Raw genomic sequence first — 4371 nt, forward strand, 5'->3', positions numbered from 1 at the left:
AGGCACTGACCTTCCGCCGCACCACTCCGAGAGCGGAGGTACACCATCGCCCCAGCTGCGGCGTCGCGCAATCCTCGGAGGTGCTGGTGGCGGCCCGCGCCGCCCAGGGCATCGGCGGCGCGGCCATGCTCGCCACCACCCTGTCACTGCTGCACGCCACCTACACCGGCCGTGATCGCGGTGTCGCGTTCGGTGCGTGGGGTGCGGTGGCGGGCGCGTCCGCCGGAATCGGCGTGGTGCTCGGCGGCGTGCTCACCGATCTGCTGTCGTGGCGGTGGATCTTCTTCGTCAACCTGCCCATCGCCGCGATCACGATTCCATTGACGGTCATCGCCTTCGGCCCGTCCCCGCGTCGCGCCGACCGCCGGATCGACCTGCCCGGCATGGCGAGCTTCGCGCTGGCCGCGACCGCGGTCGTCTACGGCATCATCCGCGGCGGCGAGCACGGCTGGACCGATGCGCGCACCGTGGCCACGCTGATCCTCGGTGCGGCGGCGTTGATTTCGTTCCTGGTCATCGAATCCCGCAGCGCCGCACCGATGCTGCCGTTGCCGCTACTGCGGCACACGGGCCTGGTCGCCACCCTGATCGCCGCGCTGGGCATGAGTTTCGCGGCCTTCGCGGCCAGCCCGCTGATCTCGCTGTGGCTGCAACAGCAACTGCATCTGACGCCGCTGCGCGCCGGACTGTCGCTGCTGCCCATGTCGGTGAGCGCCTTCCTGGTGTCGGGCGTGTTCGGCCGACAACTGCACGATCTGTCCCCGCGCTGGTCGATCGGCGGCGGCCTGGTGGTCATCGGGATCGGCAGCGGGCTGTTGACCCTCATCGATGCCGGATCCTCCTGGACCGCTTCGATTCCGGGCCTGCTCGTGATCGGCGCGGGCGTCGGCGTGATGGCACCGCCGCTGGTGGCGGTCGGCATGGCGGCGGTGCCGCCGCAGCAGAGCGGCACCGCGGCAGGTGCGGTGAACACCGCGCGGCAACTGGGGCTCGCGCTCGGTGTCGCGGTGCTGGGCACGGTGTTCCGCAGCGCCGCCGGTGACGGCCGTCCGACGCTGTCGCACTTCGTGACCGGTCTGAATTCCGCGGTCGCGGTGGCCGGTGCGGTCGGAATCGTCTGCGGCGTGCTGGTTTTCGCACTGTTCCGCGCCCACGAGCGCATCCCCGCCCCCACCACCGCGGAACCCGTGCCGGTCGGCTGACGCAGCGTGCCATCCCGGACCGACCGGCAAGTCCGGGGACAAGTGAATTCCGTTCTGCAAGAAGCGTTTTCGAATGATCACCAGGTCGGGCGAACTACACTCGGGCCACCGGCGCACAGTGTGGTTCGCCCCCTCGTGATCCCACCGTTCTCCTGCAGAAAGCCACGGTGAATTCCCATGTCCGCACTACCCCGCCCCGACACCCGCCTGTGGACCTCCGCCGCACCCGAGGGCGGCCAATGGACTTCGCAGGCAACGGTTCCCGACGCCACCTCCCCGCGCGGCCCGGCGCTGGCGGTGTTCCAGGAGAACCTGCACCTGGCCTGGCGCGCCGAAGACAGCAGCGATTCGATCTGGCTGTCGAGCACGCCCGACGGCCAGAGCTGGTCGGTCCCGTGGAACATCCCGAATGTCGCCACCTCCGAGCACCCGACGCTCACCGCCGCCGGAATCGGCGACCAGACGCTGTATCTGGCATGGAAGGGCGCGGACCGCGACCAGAACGTCTGGTGGTCGACCTCCAGCGACGGACACAAGTGGGGACCCCAGCAGATGCTCGGCGGCGCGGAGACGGCCTGCGCCCCCGCGCTGATCTCCTTCCACGGTGTGCCACACCTGTTCTGGCGCGGCCCCGACACCCCGCTGACCTCGAATCAGAGCATCTACCTGTCGATACGCACCGACGACGGCTGGACCGCCCCGACGATCCTGCCCGGCATCGCCTCCGCCGACTCCCCCGCGGTCGCCGTCCTCGGCGATACCCTCTACCTCGCCAACCGCGGCACGCATGCCCCGCTCGACGATGACAAGTGGATCCGCTTGTGGAGCTCCGGCAATGCCGTCACCTGGACCGCGCGGACGAACCCCGTCGACGCGTACTCCGACCACGCCCCCGCCTTGGCCGCCGACGCGGGTCTGCTGCATTTGGCCTGGAAATCCGCCAGCGGCGACGAACTCTGGCACTCCACCTTCGACGGCGAGAGCACGTGGCAATCCCCCACCCGCGCAGCCGCTTTCGAATGCCACTTCAGCCCCGCCCTGTGCGCCTTCCGCCCACCCCGCGGCACCGGCCAACTGCACCTGGCCTGGCGCGGCTCCACCGTCTGACCATGTTGCTATTGCAGGGGCAGGGGGGCGTCGGATTCTTCGGGGGTGCGAGGGCCGAAGATGCGGCGTTGGTCTTCGGGGATGGGGATGTCGTTGATGCTGGCTTCGCGGCGGGACATGCGGCCGTCGGGGGCGAATTCCCAGAGCTCGTTGCCGTAGCTGCGGTACCACTGGCCGTGGTCGTCGTGCCACTCGTATTGGAAGCGGACGGCCATGCGGTTGTTGCGGAAGCCCCAGAGTTCCTTGCGCAGGGCGTAGCCGTTCTCCGTCGCCCACTTGCGCTTCAGGAAGTCGATGATCTCGGCGTGGCCGGTGATGAACTCGTCGCGGTTACGCCACACGCAATCCTCGGTGTACGCCTGGGCGACGGTTTCGGGATCGCGGGTGTTCCAGGCGTTTTCGGCGGCGCGGACCTTCGCCTGGGCGGCTTCCATATCGACGAAGGGCGGCAGGGGTGGACGCATAGCGGGGAACCTTTCGGTGCTCAGGGGTTGACGGGAGAGAGCTCTGGTTCGCTCCAGCGCAGTGGCGTGGCGTCCGAGATCTCGACGACTTCGGTGAGGGTGAAGTCGATGGAGCATTGCGCTCCGGTAGCGAACGTGGTTTCGTCCCAGGTTATTTCGGCGGTCCCGGTGAGCTGGAGGGTGACGCCCGAGCGCCAGTCCGGGATCAGCAGCCCGCAGCGCGGGTCGGCCGCGATATTGCCGAGAGTCATGAACATGGAGTTGCCGCGATAGTCCGGCCAGCGCAGCCGGGTCGGTGAAAGTACTTGCAGGAAGCCGGGATTGCCGCCGCGATGGGAGGCGTCGGCGCGGCCTTCGAGGTCGGCGGAGGCGACGAAGAACGCGTCGGTGCGGGAAATGAGCTGCTGCTGAGCGGCATCCAGTTCGGCGGCACTCCTGACGGTCGGCTCACCCGCCGTCACCCATTCCTCGACACCACGGCGTGAGATGTATTTCGGACAGTTCGAGTACACCTGCTCGGTATCGATGCGCAGGCCCCGCCCGGCGGCCGTGATCGTGCCGTTGACCCGCATCCGACGCCGGAGCTGCGGCTGCAAGGCGATCATGCCGACCTGACGGGTGCCGTGCAGCGATTCCGCGAGTGGATCCCCCGCGACCGGCAACGCGTCGACCTCGATGGACCGATCGCCGGACGCGTGCACGAACCCCGGCGGACCGACCAATTGGCTCGCCCAGATACGTCCGGCATCATCGGCGGCGGCGACCACGATCATCGGCTGTTCGGCCAGGAATTCCATTGCCGCAGCGGGGATATCGGAACGAATCATGCGACCGACCCGCGCGGCGATATCGGCCTGTCCCATCCGCCGCTGCACTGCCAACTCCCCGTGGTGAAAGACGCCGCCCGACCCGGTACCGCCGGCCGCCCTCGCACCGAGCGGCCGCGAATCGTGTGTCGATGGTGCGTTCATGTGGCGCTCCCGTCGGGCCACCGCGGTGGCGGCCCTTCCCTCGAATTCCGATGTCTGTTGGGATGTTTCGGGTCAGAAGAAGCCGCACGTGGGGGCGGCACCGCTGGGGGCGGGGGCGTCGTCCGCGCCGGTGGGGGCGAAGACTTCGAGGCGGATGCCGTCGGGGTCGAGGAAGAAGACGCCGCCGGAGCTCGCGCCCTCGCGGTGGGCGACGACGCCGTCCTGGGCGAAGGTCACCTCCAGTTCCTTCAGGACCGATTCGATCTCGCGGACCTGATCGATGCTCTCGACCTGGAAGGAGAGGTGGTGCAGGCCGGGGGTTTTCGGGGAGAACTCGCCGTCGCTCTGCTGCCAGAGGGTGAGCTGGAGTTGGCCGGAGCGGCCGAGGAAGGCGAAGCGGCGCGCGTCCTCGCCGCCCGCGCCGAGCTGTTCGAAGCCGAGGGCCTGCCGGTAGAAGGCGACCGACCGGTCGATGTCGGTGACATTGAGGCCGATGTGCCCGGTGGCGAGAACAGGTGCGGTCATGAGAACCCCTTCGGATGATCTAACCATCATACGTTGTTTTGCTAGTTAGAATTTAACGACGAAGCCCACTCCGGGTCAACCCCTATAGTCGGTTTGAGTGGT

The 4371-nt window shown here is 68.4% G+C and carries 5 protein-coding genes; 2 read left to right on the top strand and 3 right to left on the bottom strand.

What is annotated here, in order from left to right; all coding sequences use genetic code 11:
- Both ACWELQ_RS39430 and ACWELQ_RS39435 read left to right on the top strand, forming a co-directional pair.
- A partial coding sequence (locus ACWELQ_RS39430; RefSeq protein WP_452402108.1) for an MFS transporter occupies positions 1 to 1202 on the top strand: 1202 nt, incomplete at its 5' end.
- A 177-nt stretch (positions 1203 to 1379) separates the two neighbouring features.
- On the top strand, positions 1380 to 2309 hold the full coding sequence (locus ACWELQ_RS39435) for a hypothetical protein (RefSeq protein ID WP_452402109.1): 930 nt from the start codon (positions 1380 to 1382) through the stop codon (positions 2307 to 2309).
- Positions 2310 to 2317: 8 nt separating this feature from the next.
- Here ACWELQ_RS39435 and ACWELQ_RS39440 read toward each other — a convergent pair whose 3' ends face one another.
- From ACWELQ_RS39440 to ACWELQ_RS39450, 3 genes are all read right to left on the bottom strand, one after another.
- Complete coding sequence (locus tag ACWELQ_RS39440) at positions 2318 to 2773, bottom strand: nuclear transport factor 2 family protein (protein WP_452402110.1); 456 nt, start codon at positions 2771 to 2773, stop codon at positions 2318 to 2320.
- Between the two features lie 20 nt (positions 2774 to 2793).
- Positions 2794 to 3636 carry a pyridoxamine 5'-phosphate oxidase family protein gene (locus ACWELQ_RS39445; protein WP_452402112.1) on the bottom strand — a complete coding sequence of 281 codons (843 nt, stop codon included), beginning with the start codon at positions 3634 to 3636 and terminating at the stop codon, positions 2794 to 2796.
- Positions 3637 to 3816: 180 nt separating this feature from the next.
- A complete protein-coding gene (locus tag ACWELQ_RS39450) occupies positions 3817 to 4269 on the bottom strand; it encodes a VOC family protein (RefSeq protein WP_452402111.1) in 453 nt (150 codons plus the stop codon).
- Positions 4270 to 4371 lie beyond the last annotated feature (102 nt).

It is taken from the genome of Nocardia sp. NPDC004722 (genome assembly GCF_053601505.1).